The 24,595-nt window shown below is 68.4% G+C and carries 20 protein-coding genes; 12 read left to right on the top strand and 8 right to left on the bottom strand.

Annotation, left to right across the window (positions count from 1 at the left end; genetic code table 11):
• The first annotated feature begins 218 nt into the window (after positions 1 to 218).
• The 5 genes from ABNQ39_RS32030 to ABNQ39_RS32050 all read left to right on the top strand — a co-directional run bounded on the left by ABNQ39_RS32030 (position 219) and on the right by ABNQ39_RS32050 (position 7,370).
• Positions 219 to 857, top strand: a complete 639-nt coding sequence (locus ABNQ39_RS32030) for a TerC family protein (protein WP_376966156.1) — start codon at positions 219 to 221, stop codon at positions 855 to 857.
• Between the two features lie 633 nt (positions 858 to 1,490).
• A complete protein-coding gene (locus ABNQ39_RS32035) occupies positions 1,491 to 2,495 on the top strand; it encodes a TRAP transporter substrate-binding protein (RefSeq protein ID WP_098735923.1) in 1,005 nt (334 codons plus the stop codon).
• A 98-nt stretch (positions 2,496 to 2,593) separates the two neighbouring features.
• Positions 2,594 to 3,133, top strand: a complete 540-nt coding sequence (locus ABNQ39_RS32040; protein ID WP_098735922.1) for a TRAP transporter small permease — start codon at positions 2,594 to 2,596, stop codon at positions 3,131 to 3,133.
• Positions 3,124 to 4,407: a TRAP transporter large permease gene (locus ABNQ39_RS32045; protein WP_109096368.1), complete on the top strand. Its 1,284-nt coding sequence runs from the start codon at positions 3,124 to 3,126 to the stop codon at positions 4,405 to 4,407. Before ABNQ39_RS32040 ends, ABNQ39_RS32045 begins: the two co-directional genes overlap by 10 nt.
• Before the next feature lie 389 nt (positions 4,408 to 4,796).
• Positions 4,797 to 7,370, top strand: coding sequence for a DUF4347 domain-containing protein (locus tag ABNQ39_RS32050; RefSeq protein ID WP_376966159.1), 2,574 nt, complete (start codon positions 4,797 to 4,799; stop codon positions 7,368 to 7,370).
• Positions 7,371 to 7,418: 48 nt separating this feature from the next.
• Here ABNQ39_RS32050 and hydA read toward each other — a convergent pair whose 3' ends face one another.
• The 5 genes from hydA to ABNQ39_RS32075 are packed head-to-tail and all read right to left on the bottom strand — an operon-like array spanning position 7,419 to position 13,564.
• Positions 7,419 to 8,861: a dihydropyrimidinase gene (gene hydA, locus ABNQ39_RS32055; RefSeq protein ID WP_376966161.1), complete on the bottom strand. Its 1,443-nt coding sequence runs from the start codon at positions 8,859 to 8,861 to the stop codon at positions 7,419 to 7,421.
• 14 nt (positions 8,862 to 8,875) lie between these two features.
• Positions 8,876 to 9,589: a TetR/AcrR family transcriptional regulator gene (locus ABNQ39_RS32060; protein WP_376966163.1), complete on the bottom strand. Its 714-nt coding sequence runs from the start codon at positions 9,587 to 9,589 to the stop codon at positions 8,876 to 8,878.
• A 55-nt stretch (positions 9,590 to 9,644) separates the two neighbouring features.
• Entirely contained in the window at positions 9,645 to 10,913 is a 1,269-nt protein-coding gene (locus ABNQ39_RS32065; protein WP_376966165.1) for a Zn-dependent hydrolase, read from the bottom strand.
• Positions 10,914 to 10,952: 39 nt separating this feature from the next.
• Complete coding sequence (gene preA / locus ABNQ39_RS32070; protein WP_376966167.1) at positions 10,953 to 12,236, bottom strand: NAD-dependent dihydropyrimidine dehydrogenase subunit PreA; 1,284 nt, start codon at positions 12,234 to 12,236, stop codon at positions 10,953 to 10,955.
• A gap of 17 nt (positions 12,237 to 12,253) precedes the next feature.
• Positions 12,254 to 13,564 (bottom strand): NAD(P)-dependent oxidoreductase, encoded by a 1,311-nt coding sequence (locus ABNQ39_RS32075; RefSeq protein ID WP_376966169.1) that lies wholly within the window; start codon positions 13,562 to 13,564, stop codon positions 12,254 to 12,256.
• 344 nt (positions 13,565 to 13,908) lie between these two features.
• Between ABNQ39_RS32075 and ogt the strand changes: the two genes are divergently transcribed.
• Positions 13,909 to 14,445: a methylated-DNA--[protein]-cysteine S-methyltransferase gene (ogt, locus tag ABNQ39_RS32080; RefSeq protein WP_376966171.1), complete on the top strand. Its 537-nt coding sequence runs from the start codon at positions 13,909 to 13,911 to the stop codon at positions 14,443 to 14,445.
• A gap of 26 nt (positions 14,446 to 14,471) precedes the next feature.
• On the opposite strand, the gene ABNQ39_RS32085 is transcribed toward ogt, so the two are convergent.
• Positions 14,472 to 16,517, bottom strand: coding sequence for an FAD-dependent oxidoreductase (locus ABNQ39_RS32085; RefSeq protein WP_376967161.1), 2,046 nt, complete (start codon positions 16,515 to 16,517; stop codon positions 14,472 to 14,474).
• 296 nt (positions 16,518 to 16,813) lie between these two features.
• On the opposite strand from ABNQ39_RS32085, the gene hyi reads away from it, so the two are divergent.
• The 3 genes from hyi (at position 16,814) to ABNQ39_RS32100 (ending at position 19,925) form a co-directional block, all read left to right on the top strand.
• The gene (hyi, locus tag ABNQ39_RS32090) at positions 16,814 to 17,608 is read left to right on the top strand and encodes a hydroxypyruvate isomerase (RefSeq protein ID WP_376966173.1); all 795 of its coding nucleotides are present in this window, start codon (positions 16,814 to 16,816) and stop codon (positions 17,606 to 17,608) included.
• 37 nt (positions 17,609 to 17,645) lie between these two features.
• Entirely contained in the window at positions 17,646 to 18,530 is an 885-nt protein-coding gene (glxR, locus tag ABNQ39_RS32095) for a 2-hydroxy-3-oxopropionate reductase (protein ID WP_376966175.1), read from the top strand.
• Positions 18,531 to 18,635: 105 nt separating this feature from the next.
• Positions 18,636 to 19,925: a glycerate kinase type-2 family protein gene (locus tag ABNQ39_RS32100; RefSeq protein WP_376966177.1), complete on the top strand. Its 1,290-nt coding sequence runs from the start codon at positions 18,636 to 18,638 to the stop codon at positions 19,923 to 19,925.
• A 159-nt stretch (positions 19,926 to 20,084) separates the two neighbouring features.
• Here ABNQ39_RS32100 and ABNQ39_RS32105 read toward each other — a convergent pair whose 3' ends face one another.
• A complete protein-coding gene (locus tag ABNQ39_RS32105; protein WP_376966179.1) occupies positions 20,085 to 20,843 on the bottom strand; it encodes a cyclic nucleotide-binding domain-containing protein in 759 nt (252 codons plus the stop codon).
• A gap of 60 nt (positions 20,844 to 20,903) precedes the next feature.
• Complete coding sequence (locus tag ABNQ39_RS32110; protein ID WP_376966181.1) at positions 20,904 to 21,536, bottom strand: TlpA family protein disulfide reductase; 633 nt, start codon at positions 21,534 to 21,536, stop codon at positions 20,904 to 20,906.
• An 89-nt stretch (positions 21,537 to 21,625) separates the two neighbouring features.
• Here ABNQ39_RS32110 and argH point away from each other — a divergent pair, with 89 nt between their 5' ends.
• The 3 genes from argH to lysA are packed head-to-tail and all read left to right on the top strand — an operon-like array spanning position 21,626 to position 24,569.
• Positions 21,626 to 23,074 (top strand): argininosuccinate lyase, encoded by a 1,449-nt coding sequence (argH, locus tag ABNQ39_RS32115; protein ID WP_376966183.1) that lies wholly within the window; start codon positions 21,626 to 21,628, stop codon positions 23,072 to 23,074.
• Positions 23,071 to 23,277 (top strand): hypothetical protein, encoded by a 207-nt coding sequence (locus ABNQ39_RS32120; RefSeq protein WP_376966185.1) that lies wholly within the window; start codon positions 23,071 to 23,073, stop codon positions 23,275 to 23,277. Before argH ends, ABNQ39_RS32120 begins: the two co-directional genes overlap by 4 nt.
• Before the next feature lie 32 nt (positions 23,278 to 23,309).
• Positions 23,310 to 24,569, top strand: coding sequence for a diaminopimelate decarboxylase (lysA, locus tag ABNQ39_RS32125; protein WP_376967163.1), 1,260 nt, complete (start codon positions 23,310 to 23,312; stop codon positions 24,567 to 24,569).
• The last annotated feature ends 26 nt before the right edge of the window (positions 24,570 to 24,595 follow it).

The following is a 24,595-nucleotide window of genomic DNA, read 5'->3' on the forward strand; positions in this document are numbered from 1 at the left end:
ATCCACAGCTTTGGCGTAAAGCGCCAGAACCAGGCCGGGCCCCTCTGGCAACCTTCACCGGTTGCGATGTCGGACTGGGAACATCAGGAGCGGCCCGCGCCTTTTGCCCTTGACCGGCGCTTCCCGTCCGACGCCCTCGGCGCGGCCCGGCCGGTCATCGGAAGACCCCGTGCGGCCTCTCCTCCCACACTGATCGTGATGCGAGGACTCGTGCCCAAATGACGGAACTCTTCACCACCGACGCGCTGTTCGCGCTGCTCCAGGTCATCATGATCGATCTGGTGCTGGCCGGCGACAACGCCATCGTCATCGGCCTGGCCGCCGCCGGCCTGCCGAAGGACCAGCGCGGCAAGGCGATCCTGATCGGCATCCTGGCCGCCACCGTGCTGCGCATCGGCTTCGCCGCCGTCACCACCCAGCTTCTCCAGATCATCGGGCTGCTGCTGGCCGGCGGCGTGCTGCTGCTGTGGGTGTGCTGGAAGATGTGGCGCGAGCTGCGCCAGTCCCAGGACGAGGACGAGGCGGTCGAGTCGCTGGAGAACGATGACGCCGCGGCGTCCGGCCCGCGCAAGACGCTGGGTCAGGCGGTCTGGCAGATCGTCGTCGCCGACGTGTCGATGTCGCTCGACAATGTGCTGGCCGTCGCCGGGGCGGCGCGCGAGCATCTGGGGGTGCTGGTCATCGGCCTGACCCTGTCGATCGCCCTGATGGGCCTCGCCGCCAGCTTCATCGCCCGCATCCTGCACAAGCATCGCTGGCTGGCCTATGTCGGCCTCGCCATCATCCTCTATGTCGCCCTGCACATGATCTATCGCGGCGCCCTGGAGGTGTGGCCCCTGGTGAACGGGCACGCCTGACCGGCCCGCCTTTAGAGTCTGTCTGGTGCCTATTGAAGCACCAGACAGACTCTAAGCTTTTGGTTTTCCGTGTGATTCACGCTTCAAGCGATTCCGCTTGAAGCGATCACACTCTAAAGGACCGACGGCGTCCGTCGCCGCATCCGGGTGACTGGGGGGAGGAGCTGCGGCGGACGCTGGGGCCGAATGTCGCACCCGCCCCCCTGCGGCGATCCGTGGTCTGGCCGAAACCCGCCCCGGCAGTCACTTTGTTCCTCTCCCCGCAATCCTGATCGCGATAAAGTCCGAACGGTTGTTGCCGCTTTGAACTTTCAGGGTTGCGCGCAGATTGATATACTAATATCCTAAGTACAGTGAACAGGGGGCGGCGCAAGGGTAGCCGGGGGGCTGAAGGAGGATGGGGGCAGGGCCGGTGTCGGCCATGCATGGTGCCCGGTTTGCGCGCCGCGCTGTCGCAGCGCTGCGAAATCCGGCCGCCGCAAGTCCCACCTTCCACGCTTCGTCTGTCACCGGTCCACGGTACGTGCAGTCGAGTGTGCAGGGCGGCCCGTCGCCTTCAGGCCAACGGGCAACGCCAGAACAAGAAAGGGCGGGCCGCAACAGGCTTCGTCCCCACCATCAGGAGGAGAACCTATGAAGTTTTCGCTGACTTCGGTCCGCACCGCGCTGCTGGCCGCCTGTGCCGTCTGCGGCATCCTGGCCACCCCGATGCTGTCTGCGCCGGCCGACGCGCGCGACTTCCGGTCCGCCGACATCCACCCGACCGACTACCCGACCGTCGAGGCGGTCCGCTATGTCGGCAAGCTGGTGGCCGAGCGCAGCAACGGCAAGCTCGGCATCAAGGTGTTCCCGAACGGCGCGCTCGGCACCGAAAAGGACACCATCGAGCAGCTGAAGATCGGTGCGCTGGAGATGATGCGCATCAACGTGGCGCCGCTGAACAACGTGGTGCCGGAGACGATGGTCACGGCGCTGCCCTTCATCTTCCGCGACACCGGCCACATGCGCCGTGTCCTGGACGGCCCGATCGGCGACGAGATCCTGGCGGCGATGGAAAGCCAGGGCATGATCGGCCTGGCCTTCTACGACAGCGGCTCGCGCAGCATGTATTCGGCCGCCAAGCCCTACAAGACGCTGGCCGACATGAAGGGCGCCAAGATCCGCGTCCAGCAGTCCGACCTGTTCGTCGCCATGATCCAGGCGCTGGGCGCCAACGCCACGCCGATGCCCTTCGGCGAGGTCTACACCGCACTGAAGACCGGCATCGTCGATGCCGCCGAGAACAACTACCCGTCCTACGAATCCTCCCGCCACTTCGAGGCGGCCAAGTACTTCACCCTGACCGAACACGCGATGGCGCCGGAAGTGCTGGTCTTCTCCAAGGTCGCCTGGGACCGCCTGTCGAAGGACGATCAGGCCACGGTCCGCAAGGCCGCCAAGGACTCCGTGCCCTACATGCGCAAGCTGTGGGACGAGCGCGAGCTGAAGTCCAAGGAGATCGTGACCCAGGCCGGCGCCCAGATCGTCGAGGTTCCGAACAAGCAGGAATTCATCGACGCCATGAAGCCGGTCTACACCCAGTTCGCGAACACGCCGAAGCTGCAGAGCCTCGTCCAGCGCGTCCAGGAAACCAAGTAACGACTTTTCTGTAACGCCAAGAACGAGGCGGCGCGCGGCTTCGTCCCGTCCGGGACGGACCGCGCACCGCCGGGGTCTCAGGAGTGGGGAGCCGCAGCATGGATATCGAGCTGCAAGCAATGGACGTCAGCCCGCCGCATGCGGCCGGCTGGTTGACCCGCATGAACGCGGCGCTGGCCAAAACCGGCATGTATGCCGCCATCATCGGCCTGATGATGATCGTGTGCGTCGTCTTCTATCAGGTGTTCGGCCGCTATGTGCTGAACAGCTCGCCGACCTGGGCGGAAAGCCTGGCCATCGTGCTGGTGCTCTACGTCACGCTGATCGGCGCCGCCGTCGGCGTCCGCGATGCCGGCCACATCGGTCTGGAGTCGCTGCTGGTGATGCTGTCGGACAGCGCACGCCGCAAGATGGACGTGCTGATCTACGCCCTGGTCGGCATCTTCGGCGCCTGCATGGCCTACAACGGCTGGATCCTGGGCAGCTCGGTCGCCTCCTACACCATCCCGAACCTGCATGTCTCCGAAGCCGTGCGCTACGTGCCGCTGGTGCTGTCGGGCGTGCTGATCGTTTCGTTCTCCATCGAGCATATCGTCGCCATCGTGCGCGGCGAGGAGGTCAAGCCGTCATGGAACTGACCATCCTTTCGATCACCTTCTTCGGCTTCCTCATCCTCGGCATTCCGGTCGCCTTCGCCATCGGCCTGTCGGCGCTCTGCACCATCCTCTATGAAGGCCTGCCGGTCGCGGTGGTCTTCCAGCAGATGATGTCGGGGATGAACGTCTTCTCGTTCCTCGCCATTCCCTTCTTCGTCTTCTCCGGCGAGCTGATGCTGCATGGCGGCGTCGCCGACAAGATCGTCACCGCGGCCAAGAGCATGGTCGGCCACATCCGCGGCGGGCTGGGCATGTCCAACGTGGTGGCCTGCACGCTGTTCGGCGGCGTCGCCGGATCGCCGGTCGCCGACGTGTCGGCCATGGGCGCCGTGATGATCCCGATGATGAAGCGGGAAGGCTACCACGCCGATTACGCGGTCAACGTCACCACCCACGCCGCACTCGTCGGCGCACTGATGCCGACCAGCCACAACATGATCATCTATGCGCTGGCCGCCGGCGGAAAGGCGTCCATCGGCGCGCTGATCGCCGCGGGCCTGATGCCGGCGCTGCTGCTGATGGTCTGCAACCTGGGTGCGGCCTATTACGTCGCGGTGAAGCGCGGCTATCCCAAGGGGACCTTCCCCGGCTGGGACATCCTGGCGCATTCCTTCGCCGCCGCGGCGCCGGGCCTGCTGATCGTCGTCATCATCCTGGCCGGCATCACCACCGGCGTATTCACCGCGACCGAGTCGGCCTCGGTGGCCGTGATCTACGCGCTGCTGCTGACCACCTTCGTCTACCGCACGCTGAGCTGGGAGAAGTTCCTGGCCGCCGCCGCCAAGACGGTGAAGACCACAGGCGTGGTGCTGCTGCTGATCGGCGTGTCGACCATGTTCCAGTACCTCATGGGTCTCTATGAGGTGGCGGACATGACCGGCGAGCTACTGGCCGGCGTGTCGACCAACCCGCTGATGATCTTCCTGCTGATCAACATCATCCTGTTCCTGCTGGGCACCTTCATGGACATGGCCAGCACGATCCTGATCTGCACGCCGATCTTCCTGCCGATCGCCATGCAGTACGGCATGGACCCGGTGCAGTTCGGCATCGTCATGCTGATCAACTGCGCGCTCGGCCTGAACACCCCGCCGGTCGGCACCACTCAGTTCATCGGCTGCGCCATCGGCGGCGTGTCGGTGGGCGAGGTGATGCGCTCCATCACGCCCTTCTACGGGGCGCTGTTCGTGGCGCTGCTGCTGGTCACCTATGTCCCGGCCTTCTCGCTGTGGCTGCCGCGCATGCTGATGCACTGAGGCGGACCGGGAAACAGGCGGCGCTCCCGCACCCCTGAACGACTTCTCTCCTGGACTGGGCCATCGGGATCTTCCCGATGGCCCTGTTTTTTTGTGTGCGTTCCGTCCGACTGCGCCGGCCGCTCTCCCGAATTGGTGGTAGTTGTTGGGCGATGTCCCCCAATCTGGGAAAAGAGTGGCAAGCCGGGGCAACAAACCCGACCGGCCGGATGGCGTCGAAATCGGAAGAGACCGCACCGCTTTCGCTATGACGGAGAAAACAGATCGCCCGGCCGGAGTGGATGCTTCCCAAGGAATGATGGGCTTATTGGATGTTGTTTGGTGGACGTGATCCCGTACATCACAGAACGCGCAAACGACTTCCAACAATTCCCCAGAAAGGGGTTTTCATGCACGGGATCATTCTTGCCGACGCCGCTCTGGCCGACATCGATGCGCTGATCGGCCGGCACGCGCCGGACGTGACGGTGGTCCGGGTCGCCGCGGACGAGGACGCCCTGGGCCTGCTGGCCGACGCCCTGGAGGCCGCCCGCGAGGCAGGCCCGGCGGCGGTCCACCTGATCGCCCATGGCGCGCCCGGTGTGGTGAAGCTGGGGGCGACGCCGCTCGACACCAGCGCCCTGTTCGACCGCCGCTGGCCCGATGCGACCGGCTGCGAGATCCTGATCCATGCCTGCGACGTCGGCGCCGGACGCAACGGCCGCCGCTTCGTGGAGCGTCTGGCCGCCGTCACCGGTGCCCGCGTCGCCGCCGCCAGCCATCCGGTCGGTCATGCCGACCAGGGTGCGTCCTGGGATCTCGACGTGGTGACCGGCCCGATCCTGGCGGCCCGCCCGTTCGCAGGCGCCGAGGCTTGGCCGCATCGTCTGGCCTACAGCGGCACCGCCACCAGCGGCAACGACACGCTGATCGGCGACAACAGCGGCAACACCATCAACGGGCTGGCCGGCAACGACAGCATCGTCGGCGGCACCGGCAACGACAGCCTGATCGGCGGTATCGGCAACGACACGCTGGTTGGCGGCGGCAACACCGGCCAGTCGGCCGGCGACACCATGAATGGCGGGCTGGGTGCCGATCACTATGTCGGCGGCAGCGGCTTCAACATCGTCACCTACGAGAACGCCACCAGCGGCCTGACGCTGGACCTGACCAACGGCGCCAACAACACCGGCGAGGCCGCCGGCGACACCTTCGTCAACATCCAGCGCTGGATCGGCTCCGAATATGCCGACAGCCTGACCGCCGGCGACACCGCCGTCTGGTTCTGGGGCCATGGCGGCAACGACGTCGAGCATGGCGGTGCCGGCGACGACACGCTGGAGGCCGGCGACGGCAACGACAGCGTCTTCGGCGGCGGCGGCAACGACCTGATGTACGGCCGCGCCGACAACGACCAGCTCCACGGCGAACTCGGCAACGACACGGTGGCCGGCGGCGGCGGTGCCGACCTGATCTACGGCGACGCCGGCAACGACCTGCTGAAGGGCGACTGGGAGCGCGACACCGTCTATGGCGGCGACGGCGACGACACCATCCTGGCCGGCATCGTCAGCTCCGGCAGCTATGCCCAGACCCAGAACGACCTGATCTATGGCGATGCCGGCAACGACCGCTACATCGTGGTCAGCCAGTACGATGCCGGGACCGTCAGCTTCGACGGCGGCGCCGGCACCGACACGCTGGAGCTGCGGTCGGACAATCTGACCAGCTACAACGGCTACAATCTCGAATATTACAACGACGTCGCCTCGCCGAAGATCGACATCAGCGGCATGACGCTGACCAGCGTCGAGACGCTCGCCCTGACCGGCAGCCAGCGCCACACCGTGACGATGACCGCAGCCCAGGGCAACGGCTTCGGCAGCATCACCGGCGCCGTCACCGGCGACGCCTTCGCCATCGTCGGCGCCTCGCTGTCGGGGACGGTCGGCAGCGGCAACGGCAGCACGCTGACCGCCGGCAAGGTCCAGGCGGAGACGGTGAACGGCGTCACGCTGGTCCATGTCGGGCTCGACGGCACCGCCGGCTCCGACCTGACGCTCCGCATCTCCGGCAGCTTCGCCGCGTCCAACATCAGCCTGTCCGGCAACACCATCACGCTGGGCCAGGGCAGCGGCTCGACCGGCGGCGGCGATACCGGCGGCGGCAGCACGGGTGGCGGCAGCACCGGCGGTGGGACGGGCGGCACGGGCGGCCAGACGCTGACCGGCACCGACGGCCGCGACTATCTCACCGGCGGCAGCGGCAACGACACCATCATCAGCAACGCCGGCAACGACTACATGACCGGCGGCGCCGGCAGCGACACCTTCGTCTTCAAGCCGGGCGACGGCTGGGACTATGTCGGCGACTTCCAGGCCGGCACCGGCGGCGACGTGCTGAACGTCGCGGGCTGGGGCGGCTTCAAGGACTTCGCGTCGGTGATGGCCGTCACCGTGCAGGACGGCGCCAACACCGTCGTGAATTTCGACGGCAACAACAGCGCCATCCTCGCCAACGTCACCCGCGGCAGCCTGACCGCCGCCAACTTCTCCTTCACCGCGACCGGCGGCGGCACGGGCGGTTCGACCGGCGGCGGCTCCACCGGCGGCACGCCGGGCCAGACCATCACCGGCACCTCGGCCGGCGAGTATCTGGCCGGCGGCAGCGGCAACGACACGATCACGGGCAATGCCGGCAACGACTACATGATCGGCGGCGCCGGGCGCGACACCTTCGTCCAACATGCCAGCGACGGCTGGGACGTCATCGGCGACTTCCAGGCCGGCACCGGCGGCGATGTGATCGACATCCGCAGCATCAGCGGCTTCACCAGCCTGAACAGCGTGCTGACCCACTCGACGCAGGACGGCGCCGACCTGTCCATCGACCTGGGTGCGTTCAACTCGATCAAGCTGATGGGCGTCGACCGCAACAGCCTGACCGCGGAGAACTTCCTGTTCGCCAGCTCGGTGGGGTGATTGGAGGGAAGGCTCCCTCTCCCGTCCCGGGAGAGGGAGCCTTTTTGCTTACCGCTCCACCGCGACCGGGACGTTCAGGGCGTTGCGTTTCGACACCGCCTCGTAGACCGGCGGGAAGGCGGGGCGGTTGATGTAGCGGCCGGCGCCGCGCACCGCGCGGCTCTCGCCCAGGGCGTGGACGATGCGGCCCTGGCTCAGCGTGTAGGCCGGGGTGCCGGTGACGGTCATGCCTTCGAAGATGTTCAGGCCGACCTTCTGCATCTGGGTCTTGGCCGAGATGGTCTTGGTCGCCTTCGGGTCCCACACCACCAGATCGGCATCGGCCCCGACGCTGACCGAGCCCTTGCGCGGGTAGAGGTTGAAGATCTTCGCCGCGTTGGCGGAGGTCACCGCGACGAACTCGTTCATCGTCAGCCGGCCGGTGTTGACGCCGTGGGTCCACAGCGCCGTCATGCGGTCCTCAATGCCGGCGGTGCCGTTCGGGATCCTGGTGAAATCGTTGCGGCCCATCGCCTTCTGCTCCGCGCAGAAACAGCAATGGTCGGTGGCGGTGGTGTGCAGGTGCCCCGCCTGGAGACCGCGCCACAGGGCATCCTGATGCTCCTTGGGGCGGAAGGGCGGGCTCATGACGTGGCCGGCGGCGAAGTCCCAGTCGGGGCTGCGGTAGACGCTATCGTCGATCAGCAGATGGCCGGCCAGCACCTCGCCGAACACCCGCTGGCCGTCGTTCTGGCCGCGCTCGATGGCGGCGAGCGCTTCCCTCGCCGAGACATGGACGATGTAGACCGGCACGCCGAACACCTTCGCCACCTGGATGGCGCGGTTGGCGGCCTCGCCCTCCACCTCCGGCGGGCGGGAGAGCGGGTGGGCCTCCGGCCCGGTCAGGCCCTGGGCCAGCAGCTTCTTCTGGAGTTGGAAGACCAGCTCGCCGTTCTCGGCATGGACGGTGGGGATGGCGCCGAGTTCCAGGCAGCGCTGGAAGCTGTTCACCAGCGTCTCGTCGTCGGCCATGATGGCGTTCTTGTAGGCCATGAAGTGCTTGAAGCTGTTCACGCCATGGTCGGCGACCAGCGTGCCCATGTCCCTATGCACGCTCTCGTCCCACCAGGTCACGGCGACGTGGAAGCTGTAGTCGCCGGCCGCCTTCTCCGCCCAGCCGCGCCAGGTATGATAGGCCTCCATCAGGCTCTGCTTCGGGTTGGGGATGACGAAGTCGATGATCGTCGTCGTTCCCCCGGCGAAGCCGGCGGCGGTGCCGCTGAAGAAATCCTCCGTCGTCACCGTGCCCATGAAGGGCAGTTCCATGTGGGTGTGCGGGTCGATGCCGCCGGGCATGACGTAGCATCCGCCGGCATCCACCACCTCCGCCCCCGCCGGCACGTCGAGCGTGTCGCCCACCGCGGTGATGATGCCGTCCTGGCAGAGGACGTCGGCACGGCGGGTTTGCTCGGCGGTGACGACGGTGCCGCCGCGGATCAGGATGGTGGACATGCTCGGGCGCTCCCTCAGGAAATGGATGGGACGGAGTCGGTGGGCGTTTCGGAGTCGGCGATCTGCGGCTCCGGAAGACCGGCGGCGCGCAGGACCAGCCGCAGCACCTCCGCCGTCATGGCGGCGAAGTCCTGGCGGGTCAGGGTCCGGCGGCCCAGAACCTTGCGGATCTGGGTGTCGAAGTCGGCGTAATGCTGGGTCACCGCCCAGATCATGAACAGGAACTGGCGGGCATCCACCGGGGCCATGCGGCCGGCGGCGACCCAGCCGTCGATGACGGCTGCCTTGGCGTCGACCAGCGCTTTCAGGTCTTCGGCTAGGAAGCGTTCGACCTGGGTGCCGCCATGCAGGATCTCGTTGGCGAAGACCTTGGAGGCATGCGGCCGCGTGCGCGACGCCTCCATCTTGGCGGTAACATAGGCGGTCAGCGTCGCCGCCGGGTCGGCGTCGGGGGTGAAGGAGCCGATGGGGGCCAGCCACATCTGCAGGATGTTGTCGAGCACCGCGCGGTAGAGATCGTCCTTGGTGCCGAAATAGTAATGCAGGTTGGCCTTGGGCAGGCCGGCCCGCTCGGCGATGTCGGCCATGGTGGCGCCGGCAAAACCGGCCTCGGCGAAGACGCGCTCGGCCGCCTTCAGGATGCGCTCGACATTCTCACGCCGGATGCGTCCTTGGGACTGGGCCTGGGGCTGTGTGGTGTCCGTGGTGTCGGCAGCCGTTCGCGCCATCGCTTTCGCCATTGCTGTTGCTGGTGCCCTCTCCCGCCCCGGGAGAGGGAGAGTATCACGCAGGGGCTTTCACCTGCTCCGCCATCGCATTCGCGCGGTCCAGCACGGCGTGCAGCAGCACCTCGCAGCCGGCGGTCGACCATTCCGGGGTCGTCTCCTCGACCTCGTTGTGGCTGATGCCGTCGATGCAGGGGATGAAGACCATGGCCGTCGGCGCGACCTTCGACAGGTAGCAGGCGTCATGGCCGGCGCCCGACACGATGTCGCGGAAGCTGTGGCCGGTGCGGTCCACCCCCTTGCGGACGGCGGCGACGCAGGTCTCATCGAACCTGATCGGGGCGTAGTACCAGATCTGTTGGAACTCGGTCTCCAGCCCGATCTCGCCGGCGATGCGCTCCACCTCGGCGCGCAACTCACCATCCATGGCGGCAAGGATGCCGTCGTCCGGGTGGCGGAAATCGACGGTGAAGAAGACGCGGCCGGGGATGACGTTGCGGCTGTTGGGATGGATCTGCATCAGCCCGACCGTGGCGCAGGCGAGCGGGCCGTACTTCATGCCGATCCGGTTGACCGCATCGACCACGCGGGCGGCGCCGAGCAGCGCGTCCTTGCGCCGGACCATCGGGGTCGGGCCGGCATGGGCCTCCTGGCCGGTGAAGGTGATCTCGTACCAGCGCTGGCCCTGGCAGTCGGTGACGACGCCGATGGTCTTGCCTTCGGCCTCCAGGATCGGCCCCTGCTCGATGTGGGCCTCGAAATAGGCGCCGACCTTGCGTCCGCCGACCTCCTGGTCGCCGGCATAGCCGATGCGGGCCAGCTCCTCGCCCATCGTCTTGCCGTCGAGATCGGCGCGCGACAGGCCGTACTCCAGATCGAACACACCGGCGAAGACGCCGGACGACACCATGGCCGGGGCGAAGCGCGACCCCTCCTCGTTGGTCCAGACCGCGACCTCCACCGGCGCTTCGGTGACGTAGTTCATGTCGTTCAGGCTGCGCACCACCTCCAGCCCGGCCAGCACGCCATAGACGCCGTCATACTTGCCGCCGGTCGGCTGGCTGTCGAGATGGCTGCCCATGATCACCGGGGGCAGGCTGTCGTCGCGGCCGGGACGGCGGGCGAAGATGTTGCCCATCCGGTCGACCGAAATCGTGCAGCCGGCCTCTTCGCACCAGCGCACGAACAGGTCACGGCCTTGGCGGTCGAGGTCGGTCAGCGCCAGCCGGCACACGCCGCCCTTGGGCGTGGCGCCGATCTGCGCCATGTCCATCAGGCTCTGCCACAGGCGCGAGCCGTTCACGGCGACATTCTGCGGGGTGGACATGTTGCTCTCTCCTGAACGTCGTTCTTATGAGGCGGCTTATTACTGGGCGGCTTCGGGGACGCGCATCGGGTTGCGGGCGTCGTTGGGCCAGGTGACGTAGGGCAGGTCGGTCTGCTCCGGCACCATGGTGATGCAGTCCGGCACCGGGCAGATATGGCTGCACAGGTTGCAGCCGACGCACTCCTCGTTGACCACGGTGAAGACGCGGCGGCCCTCGCCGGCATCGATGCGGATCGCCTGATGCGAGGTGTCCTCGCAGACGATGTGGCAGCGGCCGCAATCGATGCACAAGGCGGGGTCGATCACCGCCTTGGTCGAGAAGTTCATGTTCAGGTCGTTCCAGTTGACGACGTTGCGCACGGCGCGGCCGCTCAGCTCGTCCAGCGTCCGGTATCCCTTCTCGTCCATCCAGTTGGACAGGCCGCCGATCATGTCCTCGACGATCTTGAAGCCGTAGGTCATGGCGGCGGTGCAGACCTGGACGTTGGTGGCGCCCAGCGCCAGGAACTCCGCCGCGTCGCGCCATGTCGTGACCCCGCCGATGCCGCTGACCGGCATGCCATGCGTGTCGGGGTTGCGGGCGATTTCCGCCACCATATTGAGCGCGATCGGCTTCACCGCCGGGCCGCAATAGCCGCCATGGCTGCCCTTGCCGTCGACCACCGGGGTCGGCGCCATGGCGTCGAGATCGACCGCGACGATGGAGTTGACGGTGTTGATCAGCGACACCGCGTCGGCGCCGCCACGCTTGGCCGCTTCCGCCGACCACAGGATGTTGGTGATGTTGGGGGTCAGCTTGACGATCACCGGCAGGTTGACGGCGTTCTTCACCCAGCGGGTGACCTGCTCCACCATCTCCGGCACCTGCCCGATGGCGGAGCCCATGCCGCGCTCGCACATGCCGTGCGGGCAGCCGAGATTGAGTTCCAGCCCGTCGGCGGCCCCCGTCTCGGCGATGCGGCGGGCGAGGTTGGCCCAGGCCTCCTCCTCGATGCGGGCCATCAGCGAGACGACCATGGCGCGGTCGGGCCAGTCGCGCTTGACCTCGATGATCTCCTGCAAATTCACGGCGAGCGGCCGGTCGGAGATCAGCTCGATGTTGTTGAAGCCGATCATCCGGCGGTCGGTGTCGAGATGGGCGCCGTAGCGGCTGGAGACGTTGACCACCGGCGGGTCCTCGCCCAGCGTCTTCCACACCACGCCGCCCCAGCCCGCCTTGAAGGCGCGGACGACGTTGTAGGCCTTGTCGGTCGGCGGGGCCGACGCCAGCCAGAAGGGGTTGGGGGAGCGGATGCCGGCGATGGTGCTGCGAAGATCGGCCATGATGTGGCTCCCTTTCCTCAGGCGGTCAGGTGGCTGTGGATGGCGAGGGCGGCGAGCTTGCCGTCCTGCACGGACTGGACCGTCAGATCCTCGCCCGTGGCGACGCAGTCGCCGCCGGCCCAGACCTTGGCAAGCGTCGTGCGGTAGGCGCCGTCGACGACGATCTTGCCGCCGGTGACCTCAAGGCCGGACAGGGCCTCGGCCGACAGTTTCTGCCCGACCGCCTTCAGCACCATGTCGGCCTGAAGGGTGAAGGTCTCGCCGGTGCCGGACAGTTTGCCGTCGCTGAGGCGCGTGCGCTCGAAGGTGATGCCGGTCTCGCCGATCTCCTTCGGCGCGGCGAAGGTCTTGAGGACCACGCCCTCGGTCTGGGCCAACTCCTGCTCCCAGCCGGTGGCGCCCATCTGGGCGCGGCCGCGGCGGTAGACCAGGGTGACGTCCTCGGCACCCAGGCGCTTGGCCTGGATGGCGGCATCCACCGCGGTGTTGCCGCCGCCGATCACCACGACGCTGCGCCCCACTGCCGGCGGCTGGCCGGGAAGGGCCTGACGTACCCGCTCGATGAAGGCGGTGGCGTCCTCCACACCCGCGCGCTCCTCGCCGGGGATGCCAAGGCGGTTGTTGGACCCCAGCCCGACGCCCAGGAACACGGCGTCGAAGTGGGCGCGCAGGCTGTCGAGCGACAGGTCGGCGCCCAGCTTGCGGCCATGCTCCACCGCGATGCCGCCGACGCCGAGGATGAAGGCGACCTCGCGCTGGGCGAAATCGTCGGCCATCTTGTAGGGGGCAAGGCCGTATTCGTTGAGGCCGCCGGACTTCGCCTTCGCCTCGAACACCGTCACCTCATGGCCGAGCGTGGCGAGGCGATGGGCACAGGACAGGCCGGCCGGGCCGGATCCCACCACGGCGACGCGCTTGCCGGTCGCGGCGGCGCGCGGGAAGGGGTGGGCCGGCTCACCGTCGATCAGACGGTCGGTGGCGTGGCGTTGCAGCCGGCCGATGGCGACGGGACGGTCCTCCGCCCGGTTGCGGACGCAGGATTGTTCGCACAGCGTCTCGGTCGGGCAGACACGGCCGCAGGTGCCGCCCATGATGTTCTCCGACAGGATCGTCGTCGCGGCACCCTTCAGGTTGCCGGTGGCGATGGAGCGGATGAAGGCCGGGATGTCGATCCCGGTCGGGCAGGCCTTGATGCAGGGGGCGTCGTAGCAGAACAGGCAGCGGTTCGATTCGGCCAGCGCCTGCACCGGCGTCATCGGCGGGGTCAGGTCGGCGTAGGGCGAGGCGCGGTCATCTTCGGCGATGGCAAGCGTAGCGATCAGGGTCATGGCGGATGGCTTCCCTTCGGTCGCAGAGCGGCGTGTCTACCGAAGCATCAGCAACCCGCGTGCCAAGAGAACCAACCAGCACTGCCAACGGAGACGGGCGGCGGAAAAGCTGACTGTTCGGTCAGAAACTGACGGTATGGACAGGCATGGCTTCATCATGCCAGCCATGCGGATTGCACGCAACTCAGCCTTTTGGCGCCTCTTTTGGCGGCGATACGCAAGAAACGCATGGAGATTCGCGAGGTGGGAATCAGGAAATTGCGTTGGATCAAAGGGTTGCATCGCCGGGGCGCTGCCTTCAATTTCGGCAGCGCACCTGTGCAACCGGGATAGGAGGTGCCGCCATGTCCGCTTTCTCAAGCCTGCTGATCGACCGCACCGCGACGCCCATCGGCGAGTTGATCGTGGTGGCGGACGGGGACGGCGCCCTGCGCGCCATCGACTGGACCGACCATGAGGACCGGCTGCACCGGCTGCTGCGCCTGCACCATCCCGGCGGCTACGAGCTGCGGCCGGCCGGCGATCCGGGCGGGCTGACGCGGGCGATGGATGCCTATTTCGCAGGCGAGCTTGCCGTCATCGACCAATTGCCGGTGCGCACCGGCGGGACGCCGTTCCAGCGCGCGGTGTGGGCGGCGCTGCGCGGGATTCCCTGCGGCGGCACCGTCAGCTACCGCGAGCTGGCGGCGCTGGCCGGGCGTCCGGCGGCGGTGCGGGCGGCGGGACATGCCAACGGCGCCAACCCGGTTGGCATCGTGGTGCCCTGCCACCGGGTGATCGGATCGGACGGAACGCTGACCGGCTATGGCGGCGGGGTGGAACGCAAGCGCTGGCTGCTGACGCATGAGAGGGCGGCGGCAAATCCCCCTTCGCAGGGATGATGGTCGAATAGGCCTGAGCAGCCCTCCTACAGCTCCGCCGCCAGCTTCGTCCCCTGGGCGATGGCGCGCTTGGCGTCCAGTTCGGCCGCGACATCGGCGCCGCCGATCAGGTGGACGGCGATGCCGGCGGCCTCCAGCGGGGCGTGCAGCTCGCGCAGCGGCTCCTGCCCCGTGCACAGGACAATGCTGTCCACCGCCAGCGTCTGCACCCGCTCGCGCTTCTCGCCGAAGCTGACGGTCAGCCCCTCATCGTCGATGCGCTCGTAATTCACGCCGGACAGCGCCTGGATGTTCTTCATCTTCAGCTGCGCCCGGTGGATCCAGCCGGTGGTCTTGCCCAGCCCCGCGCCGGGCTTGCTCGCCTTGCGCTGGAGCAGCACGACCTCGCGGGCCGGCGGCGTCAAATGCGGGCGGATGCCGGCGACGCCGCCGCGCGCCTCGGCCGGGTCGGCGACCCCCCATTCGGCCCGCCACAGCGCCGGGTCCAGGCTGGGCGACGGCACTTCCTGGACCAGAAATTCGCTGACGTCGAAGCCGATGCCGCCGGCCCCCACCACGGCGACGCGACGGCCGACCGGCTTGGCGCCGCGCAGGACGTCGATGTAGGTCAGCACCTTGGGATGATCCTGGCCAGGGATCTTCGGGTCGCGCGGCACCACCCCGGTCGCCAGCACCACCGCGTCGAAACCGGCCCCGGCCAGCTCATCGGCCCCCACCCGCCGCCCCAGATGCAGGGCCACACCCGTCTCCGCCAGCCGGTGGCGGAAATAGCGCAGCGTCTCGTGGAACTCCTCCTTGCCGGGCACCAGCTTGGCCATGTTGAACTGGCCGCCGACCTCGTCGGCCGCGTCGAACAGATGCACCTCATGGCCGCGCTCCGCCGCCGTGGTGGCGCAGGCCAGCCCGGCCGGCCCGGCGCCGACCACGGCGACGCGCTTGCGTTTGGTGGCCGGGGTGATCACCAGCTCCGTCTCGTGGCAGGCGCGCGGGTTGACCAGACAGCTCGCCGTCTTGCCGGAGAAGATGTGGTCCAGGCAGGCCTGGTTGCAGGCGATGCAGGTGTTGATCGCCGCCGCCCTGCCCGCCGCCGCCTTGGCGACGAAGTCCGGGTCGGCCAGGAAGGGCCGCGCCATCGACACCATGTCGGCCAGCCCATCGCCGATCACCGCATCGCCGACCTCCGGCGTGTTGATGCGGTTGGTGGTGCAGAGCGGGATCGACACCGCCTGCTTCAGCTTGCCCGTCACCCAGGCGAAGTTGGCGCGCGGCACGCTGGTGGCGATGGTCGGCACCCGCGCCTCGTGCCAGCCGATGCCGGTGTTGATGATGGTGGCCCCCGCCCGCTCGATGGCCTGGGCCAGTTGCACCACCTCCTCCCATGTGCTGCCGTCGGGGATCAGGTCCAGCATCGACAGGCGGTAGATGATGATGAAGTCGCGCCCGACCGCCTCGCGCATGCGCGACACGATCTCCACCGGAAAGCGCATGCGGTTCTCGTAAGGCCCACCCCATTTGTCGGTGCGCTGGTTGGTGTGGGTCACCAGGAACTGGTTGATCAGGTAGCCTTCCGACCCCATCACCTCGACCCCGTCATAGCCGGCCTCGCGCGCCAGTTCGGCACAGCGGACATAGGCGCGGATCTGGCGCTCCACCCCCCGCGCGGTCAGGGCGCGCGGGGTGAACGGAGTGATCGGCGACTTGATGCGCGACGGCGCCACCGACAGCGGGCTGTAGGCATAGCGGCCGGCATGCAGGATCTGCAGCGCGATCTTGCCGTCTTCGGCATGCACCGCGTCGGTGATGACCCGGTGCGCCCGCGCCGCCCCATGCCGCGCCAGGGTGGAGCCGAAGGGCGACAGCCAGCCCTCGACATTGGGCGAGAAGCCACCGGTCACCATCAGCCCGACCCCGCCGCGCGCCCGCTCGGCGAAATAGGCGGCCAGCCGCGGGAAATGGCGGCGCCGGTCCTCCAGCCCAGTGTGCATCGACCCCATCAGCACCCGGTTCTTCAGCACCGTGAAGCCGAGGTCGAGCGGGGCCAGCAGATGCGGGTAGGGTTGGGAGCCGGGCATGGTCAAGGGGCGCGTCCTCCGGTTATCGAACCCGCGCTTCTGGCGGCGCTGGGCAGGCTGATGATTGGTGGCGCGAATCCTAATTCAGGGTGACGTATGCGTCAATCAGGTTCCGCGGCATCCGCCAGCGCCCCTGGAAGGCCGATTGGGGCCCGATCGTTCGCGCACCCCGCTTTCCGCTGTGTGAAAAAGCCGTTCGGCGAACTGGCTCAAGGGCCTGCGCGGCGGTCAAGCTCCCAACCCAAGGGCCGCCCCTCCATCCTCGGCGGCCGATTTGCGTAACCGGGAGTTCGGTCATGGTGCAGTTCGCCGCCAACCTGACGATGCTCTACAACGAGCATCCCTTCCTCGACCGATTCGCCGCGGCGGCCGATGCCGGCTTCCGTGGGGTCGAGTATCTGTTTCCCTATGATTTCGCCGCCGACGCGCTGGCCGAGAAGCTGCGCCAACATGGGCTGACCCAGGTCCTGCACAACCTGCCGGCCGGCAACTGGGGCGGCGGCGAGCGCGGCATCGCCATCCTGCCCGACCGCGTGCAGGAATTCCGCGACGGTGTCGCCCGCGCCATCGACTATGCCGGCACGCTGGGCTGCAAACAGGTCAACTGCCTCGTCGGCATCCTGCCGCAGGGGGCGGACGCCGCCGCCGCCGAAAGCACGCTGGTCGCCAACCTCGCCTACGCCGCCGATGCGCTGGCCGGGGCCGGCATCAAGCTGCTGGTCGAGCCGATCAACACCCGCGACATCCCCGGCTTCTACCTGACCCGCACCCGCCAAGCGCTGGATCTGATCACCAAAGTCGGCTCCGACAATCTCTTCGTGCAGTACGACATCTACCACATGCAGATCATGGAAGGCGATCTGGCCCGCACCATCGAGGCCAACCTCGCCCGCATCGCCCATGTCCAGCTGGCCGACAATCCCGGCCGCTTCGAACCGGGCACCGGCGAGATCAATTATCCCTTCCTGTTCAAGCATCTGGACGCCATCGGCTACAGCGGCTGGGTCGGCTGCGAATACAAGCCGAAGACGACGACGGACGAGGGGCTCGGCTGGTTCGCCCCCTACAGGACCGAACCGGCGCACGCCTGAAGCACCCTCATCCATATCAAAGAGAAGGACTACCGCTATGAAGGTCGGTTTCATCGGTCTCGGCATCATGGGCACCCCGATGGCGGGGCATCTGCTGGACGCCGGTCACACGCTCTACGTCCACGACATCAAGCCGGTCCCGGCCGAGCTGACCGACAAGGGCGCCATCCCCTGCCCGAGCGGTGCCGAGGTCGCGGCGGCGGCCGAGGTCATCATCACCATGGTGCCGGACACCCCCCATGTCGGCGCCGCGCTGTTCGGCGACAAGGGCGTCGCCGCCGGCCTGTCGTCGGGCAAGATCGTGGTCGACATGTCCTCGATCTCCCCCATCGAGACCAAGGAATACGCCAAGCGCATCAACGATCTCGGCTGCTCCTACCTCGACGCTCCCGTCTCGGGCGGCGAGGTCGGGGCCAAGGCCGCCTCGCTGACCATCATGGTCGGCGGCCCGCAGGAGGCCTTCGACACGGTCAAGCCGCTGTTCGAGAAGATGGGCAAGAACATCACGCTGGTCGGCGGCAACGGCGACGGCCAGACCACCAAGGTCGCCAACCAGATCATCGTCGCGCTGACCATCGAGGCGGTGGCCGAGGCCCTGCTGTTCGCCTCCAAGGCCGGCGCCGACCCGGCCAAGGTCCGTCAGGCGCTGATGGGCGGCTTCGCCTCCTCGCGCATCCTGGAGGTCCATGGCGAGCGGATGATCAACCGCAACTTCACCCCCGGCTTCCGCATCGAGCTGCACCAGAAGGATCTGAACCTGGCGCTGAACGGCGCCAAGGCGCTGAACCTCTCGCTGCCGCACACCGCCAGCTGCCAGCAGCTGTTCAATGCCTGCGCCGCGCAGGGCGGGGCGGCCTGGGACCATTCCGGCATGCTCCGCGCGCTGGAACTGCTGGCCGGGCACGAGGTCGGGTCGAAGTAAGGGGTTGGGGGCGCCGTCAACGGATGGCGCCCCACCCAAACCATTGGCCTGCCAACCATTCGCGTGCATTCTAAGCGCCCCGCCCTCCACGACGCCCGAGCGACCATGACCGCCACCGCCCCCACTGCCGCCCCCGCTGCCGACGCCCTGCTCCACGACCTGTTCCAGGCGGCGCTCACCGCGGTGACCGCCGAGACCCGGCTGCCGGCGGCCCTGCCGCAGCCGCCGAAGGGCCGCACGGTGGTGATCGGCGCCGGCAAGGCGGCGGCGGCGATGGCGAAGACGGTGGAGACCCACTGGCCGGGACCGCTGACCGGGCTGGTCGTCACCCGCTACGACCACGATCTGCCGACCGAGCGGATCGAGGTGGTGCAGGCCAGCCACCCGGTGCCCGACGCCGCCGGACAGGAGGCGGCACGGCGCATCGTCGACATGGTGCAGGGGCTGACCGCCGACGACCTCGTGCTCTGCCTGATCTCCGGCGGCGGCTCCGCCTTGCTGGCGCTGCCGGCCCCCGGCATCACGCTGGAGGACAAGCGCGCCGTCGCCAAGGCGCTGCTGAAGAGCGGCGCCGACATCGGCGAGATGAACTGCGTGCGCAAGCACCTGTCGGCGGTGAAGGGCGGCCGGCTCGCCGCCATGGCCCACCCGGCGCGCGTCGTCTCGCTGCTGGTCTCCGACGTGCCGGGCGACGATCCGTCGGTGATCGCCAGCGGCCCGACCGTGCCCGACCCGACCAGCTTCGCCGACGCCCGCGCCATCCTGGCGAAATACGGCATCACCCCGCCGCCCGCCGTCGCCGCCTTCCTGGAAGCCGCCGAGGACGAGACGCCGAAGCCCGGCGACCCGCGTCTGGCCGGCGCCGAGACCACCATCATCGCCACCCCGCAGGACGCGCTGGAGGCGGCGGCGGCGCTGGCCCGCGACCGCGGCTACACCCCGGTCATCCTGGGCGACGCCATCGAGGGCGAATCGCGCGAGGTCGCCAAGGTCCATGCCGGCATCGCCCGGCAGGTCGCCCGCCACGGCCAGCCGGCCCCGGTTCCCGCCGTGATCCTGTCCGGCGGCGAGACCACGGTGACGGTGCGCGGCCAGGGCCGCGGCGGCCGCAACGTCGAATTCCTGCTGGCGCTGGCGGTGGCGCTCGACGGCCATCCCGGCATCCGGGCGGCGGCCTTCGACACCGACGGCATCGACGGGACGGAGGACAATGCCGGCGCTGTCCTGCGCCCCGACACGCTGAAACGGGCCGAGGCGATGGGGCTGGACGCCAAGGCCTTCCTCGCCGACAACGACGGCTACAGCTTCTTCAAGGCGCTCGGCGATCTGGTCGTCACCGGCCCGACGCGGACCAACGTCAACGACTTCCGGGTGATCGTGATCGATCCGGCCTGACGCTTGACAGCGGGGATCATCGCGAGCTTCCCTCGGTCGTCATTCCCGCGAAGGCGGGAATCCAGATTTTCCAAAGCTTTATGCTCGGAACACCCTGGATCCCCGCCTTCGCGGGGATGACAGCCGATAAACACTCACAGGCTCTTACCGCCCAACAACTTACCCCGCCTTCGTCTTGGTCAGCTGCGCGATGTAGATCCGTGTCAGCGACTTCAGGATCGGCGGCATCGCCGCCACCGCCTCCTCGACGCTGCGCTTGTCGATCACCTCGCAGATGCCGCCGCTCACCGCCACGGCGGTGACGTCGGGCGGACGGCCGGTCAGCAGGTAGATCTCGCCGAACAGGCTGCCCGGCCCGAAGCTGGCGATCTCCTCGCCCAGCGTGCCGCGGCCGGGACGGAGCGCCACGCGGCCGGACTGGATCAGGTAGGCGGCGTTCACCGGGTCGTTGGGGCTGAAGAAGACATGCCCCTCGCGGATCATCCGGCGGTCGACCACCTTCTGGAACGAGTTGGTGGAGCGGAAATCCACCGCGTTGCCGACCCGCTCGGTCGGCGGCAGGCCATAATCGCGGCGGATGGCGGCGATCAGGCTCTGCAACAGGTACGACGCCAAAGGCGGGCTGCGCTTCAGCAGGCTGCGGAAGGCGTCCCGTGTCACCTCGACGCAAGCCACCTCGGTCAGCGCCCGGACGGTGGCGCTGCGCTCGCCATCGTCGATCAGCGCCATCTCGCCGACAACCGCCCCCTTGCCGACCACTCCCAGCCGCCGGATGCTGCCGTCCGTGGCGGTCAGCAGCACCTCCAGCTCTCCGGATTCGATCAGCCATGCCCGGTCGCCGCGCTCACCCTGCCGCATCATCACGATGCCGCGACCGATGGTGGTGCGCTTGGGACCGGAAGAGGCGGACTGCGTCATTTCATGGCTCAAAACACACGGAAAGTTATCGCCCCACTCTACCCCATGGCCGCGGCATCGTCAGCCTCCGGTCTTCATCACGCCGCGGTCGCGGGCCGGTCCGCTGCCGTTGCCGCCGCTGCGGCCGAGAAACTGGCGCAGAAAGGCGACGACCTCCGGCGAATCCCACTCCACCGCCCCCTCGACGCGGCCAAGCTCGCGGCCCTCGGGATCGACCAGGATGGTGGTGGGCAGGCCGCGCAAGGACAGCGCCTTCATCGACTCCGAACCCGGATCGAGGAAGACCGTCAGATGCTCCACCCCCGTCTTCTTGTAGAAGGGCTCCACCGCCGTCCGCCCGCCGCGGTCCAGCGACAGCGCCACCACCTGGAAGGCGTCGCCGCCCAGCTGGGCCTGGAGGCGGTCGAGCGACGGCATCTCCTTCACGCACGGCCCGCACCAGGTCGCCCACAGGTTCAGCAGGATCACCCGGTCCTTGAAATCGGCCAGATCGACCCGCCGCCCCTCGGCATCGACGAAGGACAGGGCCGGCATCGGCTTGGGCTCCGCCCCCTTGAACTTCTCCAGCTTGTCGGCGCCGGTGGAGGCGACCGGCGTGACCGCGTCGGGCGCACCCAGCCGCACCACCTCCGGCGCTGCGGCAGCGGGGTTGGGCGCCGCGCCGGCGCTCCACCACAGCCCGGCCCCGGCCATGCACACACAAACCGTTGCGACCGCCGTCAAAGTCCGCATACTCACGCTTCCTCGCTCCCCTTCACCCGAATGCCCCGGTATCCGTCCCCATGAGCGCCGATCAGACCACGCCGACTTCCGCCGCCCCGACCGGTGCCCCCACGGGCTCTGCCGCACCCGCCGCCAGCCAGATGTGGGGCGGCCGATTCGCCCGCGGCCCCGCCGCCATCATGGAGAAGATCAACGCCTCCATCGGCTTCGACAAGCGGCTCGCCGACCAGGACATCGCCGGGTCGAAGGCCCATGCCGCGATGCTGGCCAAGCAGGGCATCATAACCCAGGCCGACGCCGACGCCATCATCGACGGGCTCGACCGCGTAAAGGCAGAGATTGACGCCGGCGGCTTCACCTTCAAGGTGGAGCTGGAGGACATCCACATGAATGTGGAGGCCCGGCTGGCCGAGCTGATCGGCGAACCGGCCAAGCGCCTGCACACCGGCCGCTCGCGCAACGACCAGGTGGCGACCGATTTCAAGCTGTGGGTGCGCGACGCCATCGACCGGACCATCGCCGGCCTGACCGCGCTGCAGACCGCGCTGATCGACCTGGCGGAGCAGCACACCGGCACGGTGATGCCCGGCTTCACCCATCTCCAGGCGGCGCAGCCGATCAGCTTCGCCCATCACCTGCTGGCCTATGTCGAGATGTTCGGGCGCGACCGCAGCCGCTTCCGGGACGCCCGCTGCCGGCTGAACGAATGCCCGCTCGGCTCGGCGGCGCTGGCCGGCACGCCCTACCCCATCGACCGCTTCATGACGGCGGAGGCGCTGGGCTTCAACCGGCCAACCGCCAACTCGCTGGACGCGGTGTCCGACCGCGACTTCGCGCTGGAATATCTGTCGGCGGCGTCGATCTGCGGCATGCACCTGTCGCGCTTCGCCGAAGAGATCGTGATCTGGTGCTCGGCCCAGTTCCGCTTCATCAAGCTGTCGGACGCCTTCACCACCGGCTCGTCCATCATGCCGCAGAAGAAGAACCCCGACGCGGCGGAGCTGGTGCGCGCCAAGGCCGGCCGAGTGATCGGCAGCCTGAACAGCCTGCTGATCGCCATGAAGGGCCTGCCGCTGGCCTATTCCAAGGACATGCAGGAAGACAAGGAGCCGGTGTTCGAGGCCGACGACACGCTGGCGCTGTGCATCGCCGCCATGGAAGGCATGGTGCGCGATATGCAGCCCAACGTCCCGGCGATGCGCGAGGCGGCCGACCGCGGCTTCCTGAACGCCACCGACCTCGCCGACTGGCTGGTGCGGGAGCTGGACATGCCCTTCCGCGAGGCGCACCACGTCACCGGCCGCGCCGTGAAGGCGGCTGAGGACCGGCGCGTCGGCCTGACCGACCTGACGCTGGCCGAACTCCAGGCCATCGAGCCGCGCATCACCGAAGCCGTCTATCCGGCGCTGAGCATCGAGGCGTCGCTGAACAGCCGCACCAGCTTCGGCGGCCCGGCCCCCGTCCGCGTGCAGGAGGCGGTGAAGGCCGCCCGGGAGCGTTTCCTGTGATCAGCCGTCTTCCCCGCTCCGTCACCCTGACCGTTCTGGCCCTGGCCGGCGCCCTGGCGCTGGCCGGCTGCGGCAAGAAGCCGAAGGGCGTCGACAGCCCGGTTCCCGAAGGGCAGGTCGATCCCTTCCCCCGCACCTATCCCAACCCTTCGCTGGACCCGAAGCCCGGTAAGCCGGCCGGTTCCGGAGTCCAGTTCCCATGACCGCCCGCACCGCGTCTCCCAACGGTTCTCCGATGAGCGTCTTCGCCTACCGCAACGGCGTTCTGCATGCCGAATCCGTCTCGCTGGAGGATGTGGCGCGGGAGGTCGGCACCCCCTTCTACCTCTATTCCACCGCGGCGCTAGAGTCGCACTACAACGCCTATGCCGGCGCCTTCGCCGGCCAGGATGCCGGCGTCTGCTATGCGCTGAAGGCCAACTCCAACCTCGCCGTCATCCGCACGCTGGCGAAGCTGGGGGCCGGCGGCGACGTGGTGTCGGTGGGCGAGATGAAGCGCGCGCTGGCCGGCGGCATCCCGCCCGAGCGCATCGTCTTCTCCGGCGTCGGCAAGACCCGCGACGACCTGCGCGCCGCCCTTGAGGCCGGCATCCACCAGATCAACGTGGAATCGGTGCCGGAGCTGGAGGCGCTGAGCCAGATCGCCTCGTCCATGGGCGTGGAGGCTCCCATCGCCTTCCGCGTCAACCCGGACGTCGACGCCAAGACCCACGCCAAGATCGCCACCGGCAAGAAAGAGAACAAGTTCGGCATCGACTACGACCACGCGCGCGAGATCTACCGCCGCGCGGCGGCCCTGCCGGGCATCAAGCCGGTCGCCATCGCCGTCCATATCGGCTCGCAGCTGACCGACCTCGCCCCCTTCCGGGCGGCCTACGAGCGGGTCGCGGCGCTGCTGCACCAGCTGCGCGAGGACGGCCACGACATCCAGCGCCTGGATCTCGGCGGCGGGCTCGGCATCACCTACAAGAACGAGGCGCCGCCCGATCTGGCCGACTATGCCGCGATGGTGCGCTCGATCACCGGCAATCTCGGCTGCCGCATCACGCTGGAGCCCGGCCGCTCGCTGGTCGGCAATGCCGGCATCCTGGTCAGCCGCGTCATCTATGTGAAGCAGGGGCTGCACCGCCGCTTCGCCATCGTCGACGCGGCGATGAACGACCTGATCCGCCCGTCGCTCTACGACGCGTATCATGGCATCGTGCCCGTCGCGGAACCGGCGGCCGACGCCGCACAGGAGCCCTACGACGTGGTCGGCCCGGTGTGCGAGAGCGGCGACACCTTCGCCGTGCAGCGCCCGCTGCCGCCGCTGGCCGACGACGACATCGTCGCCTTCCTGTCGGCCGGCGCCTATGGCGCCGTGATGGCCTCGACCTACAACACCCGGCCGCTGGTGCCGGAGGTTCTGGTCAACGGCGACCGCTTCTCCGTCATCCGCCCCCGCCCGACGGTGGAGGAGATGCTGGCGGCCGAGCGGGTGCCGGACTGGCTGTGAGGGGCTGGCTGTAAAGGGCTGGCTGT

The sequence above is a fragment of the Azospirillum sp. A26 genome, from assembly GCF_042604635.1.
GTDB lineage: Bacteria > Pseudomonadota > Alphaproteobacteria > Azospirillales > Azospirillaceae > Azospirillum > Azospirillum palustre.

What these genes read in the sequence shown, in the direction of transcription:
- ABNQ39_RS32030 (WP_376966156.1), top strand. Translation starts at nt 219, where the DNA reads ATGACGGAACTCTTCACCACCGACGCGCTGTTCGCGCTGCTCCAGGTC.
- ABNQ39_RS32035 (WP_098735923.1), top strand. Translation starts at nt 1,491, where the DNA reads ATGAAGTTTTCGCTGACTTCGGTCCGCACCGCGCTGCTGGCCGCCTGT.
- ABNQ39_RS32040 (WP_098735922.1), top strand. Translation starts at nt 2,594, where the DNA reads ATGGATATCGAGCTGCAAGCAATGGACGTCAGCCCGCCGCATGCGGCC.
- ABNQ39_RS32045 (WP_109096368.1), top strand. Translation starts at nt 3,124, where the DNA reads ATGGAACTGACCATCCTTTCGATCACCTTCTTCGGCTTCCTCATCCTC.
- ABNQ39_RS32050 (WP_376966159.1), top strand. Translation starts at nt 4,797, where the DNA reads ATGCACGGGATCATTCTTGCCGACGCCGCTCTGGCCGACATCGATGCG.
- hydA (WP_376966161.1), bottom strand. Translation starts at nt 8,861, where the DNA reads ATGTCCACCATCCTGATCCGCGGCGGCACCGTCGTCACCGCCGAGCAA.
- ABNQ39_RS32060 (WP_376966163.1), bottom strand. Translation starts at nt 9,589, where the DNA reads ATGGCGCGAACGGCTGCCGACACCACGGACACCACACAGCCCCAGGCC.
- ABNQ39_RS32065 (WP_376966165.1), bottom strand. Translation starts at nt 10,913, where the DNA reads ATGTCCACCCCGCAGAATGTCGCCGTGAACGGCTCGCGCCTGTGGCAG.
- preA (WP_376966167.1), bottom strand. Translation starts at nt 12,236, where the DNA reads ATGGCCGATCTTCGCAGCACCATCGCCGGCATCCGCTCCCCCAACCCC.
- ABNQ39_RS32075 (WP_376966169.1), bottom strand. Translation starts at nt 13,564, where the DNA reads ATGACCCTGATCGCTACGCTTGCCATCGCCGAAGATGACCGCGCCTCG.
- ogt (WP_376966171.1), top strand. Translation starts at nt 13,909, where the DNA reads ATGTCCGCTTTCTCAAGCCTGCTGATCGACCGCACCGCGACGCCCATC.
- ABNQ39_RS32085 (WP_376967161.1), bottom strand. Translation starts at nt 16,517, where the DNA reads ATGCCCGGCTCCCAACCCTACCCGCATCTGCTGGCCCCGCTCGACCTC.
- hyi (WP_376966173.1), top strand. Translation starts at nt 16,814, where the DNA reads ATGGTGCAGTTCGCCGCCAACCTGACGATGCTCTACAACGAGCATCCC.
- glxR (WP_376966175.1), top strand. Translation starts at nt 17,646, where the DNA reads ATGAAGGTCGGTTTCATCGGTCTCGGCATCATGGGCACCCCGATGGCG.
- ABNQ39_RS32100 (WP_376966177.1), top strand. Translation starts at nt 18,636, where the DNA reads ATGACCGCCACCGCCCCCACTGCCGCCCCCGCTGCCGACGCCCTGCTC.
- ABNQ39_RS32105 (WP_376966179.1), bottom strand. Translation starts at nt 20,843, where the DNA reads ATGACGCAGTCCGCCTCTTCCGGTCCCAAGCGCACCACCATCGGTCGC.
- ABNQ39_RS32110 (WP_376966181.1), bottom strand. Translation starts at nt 21,536, where the DNA reads ATGGCCGGGGCCGGGCTGTGGTGGAGCGCCGGCGCGGCGCCCAACCCC.
- argH (WP_376966183.1), top strand. Translation starts at nt 21,626, where the DNA reads ATGAGCGCCGATCAGACCACGCCGACTTCCGCCGCCCCGACCGGTGCC.
- lysA (WP_376967163.1), top strand. Translation starts at nt 23,310, where the DNA reads ATGAGCGTCTTCGCCTACCGCAACGGCGTTCTGCATGCCGAATCCGTC.